Below are 1,735 nucleotides of genomic sequence, written 5' to 3'. Positions count from 1 at the left end.
CGACTCACCAGCCACACCGCCCGCCCCCGCACGCCGGGCACCACGACCGGCCGGGGCCCCGCCGCGCAGTCCTTGTCGCTCGTGTTCGATCAGGGGCCTGCTGGTTTCCCGGGCCAGGCGTGCGGCCAGCTCCTCCGGCCCCTCGGCATGTTCGGGAAGGCCGTACCGCTGCTGGTAGTAGCGGTGAGCCACGAGCCGGACGATGTTGTCGTAGTCGATGTTCTCCTGATCAGGCTTCTCGATGAACAACGGAGGCCGGCGCACGTACCGGCCGACGATCCGCCGGCCCTCGCCTAGCAACACCTCCACCTCATCAGGCGACAACATGCTCCACAACTGACTGATCTGCCCGGCCTGCTCCAGCCCGGAAATCAGCGGCGGCCCCGCACGCCGCCGCACCGGCCTCACCACGACAGCCTGATCGTCCTGTTCCTTGCCCCCGGTCGTGGTCCCGGCCACCGGCTCCGCACCGGCCACAGCCGCGATCCCGGCAGCCACAACCGGCCGACCGGCCACGGACCCTACGGGCGCGGAAACCTCAGCGACCAGTGATCCAGGTCCCTGGTCACCACCAGGAGACCAGGCGGGCTTGACGCCCGACGCGGCCACCACCCCGGCACCAGCCACCGGCACCGATCCCCCCGCCGGCACCGATCCCGCCGCGGTGCCCGCCGGGATGCCTGCCTGGGTGCCTGCCTGGGTGCCTGCCGGGGTGACGGAACCTGGGTTGGCGGAACCTGGGTTGGCGGTGGTGTACGGCGGGAGCGTGTGGTCCACGAAATAGGCCGGCAGAGGCGGCATCCCCGCGTCAGGATCCGTAACGGTGTACGGCGGCGGCTCGGTGTCCGCCAGACGCACCAGCCCGCCCTGCCCAGCCACCATCCGCCCAGCCACCACCTGCCCAGCAGGCTCGCCCTCACCAGCCCTCCCCCCACCATCGCTGTCTCCCACCACACCCACCGGCCCCGCCCCGGCAGGATCCACCCCACCGGCAGGAACACCACCCGCCACCACACCACTCCGCCCACCAGAACCCGGCCCACCAGAACCCAGCTCACCAGGCTGCGACTCTGCGCGCTGTGGCCCGGCGGCGGAGTCATGCACGCCCAGCCCGGCAGACACACCAGCCACCCCACCCGATATCGGCGGCGACACTCCCGCCGACCCCGATGAACCAGCCCCCTCCAGCACCGGCAACCCCGCACCCCCACCAACGGAACCCACCCCCGCCACACCCACACCCACCGGCCCACGAGCACCACCTGCCGCGGCACCACCCCCAGCAACACCAGCAGTGCCAGTGGTGGCAGTGGTGGCAGTGGCTCCGGCCGGACCCGACGGCCGATCACCCAACACGAGCTCCGTCCTGCCGTCCACACCAACACCAACACCAGCAGCAGCAGCCTCGTCTCCAGCACCACCACGACCAACACCACCAGCACCAGCACCAGCACCACCAGCACCAGCACCACCGTCCCCGCCATCACCGGAGACAGGACCACCAGGCTTCCGATCACCAGGCTGCCCACCACCAGGCCCGCCATCACCGGACCCGCCGACCACACCCTTGCCGCCGAACACGCCCACGCCCGGCCCGTGACCACCACCACCGGCCCGCTCCCGCCACCCCCGCAGAACCTGCCCCGCATCCACCGCCTTCTTCCCCACCCCACCACTGAACAACCCATTCACCACCCCCGCCCACAAATCACCCCCACCACCGAACACCCCCGCC

Annotated in this window: 1 pseudogene; it reads right to left on the bottom strand. The window is 71.4% G+C overall.

The features are described from left to right. Positions 1 to 882, bottom strand: a pseudogene (locus tag ABZV40_RS46400) (hypothetical protein); the annotation flags it as partial. Positions 883 to 1,735: the final 853 nt, after the last annotated feature.

Origin of the sequence: Lentzea sp. NPDC004782, from assembly GCF_040609115.1 — a bacterium.
In the GTDB taxonomy this organism is placed as follows: Bacteria; Actinomycetota; Actinomycetes; order Mycobacteriales; family Pseudonocardiaceae; genus Lentzea.
This window is presented reverse-complemented; position numbering and strand designations above follow the sequence as displayed.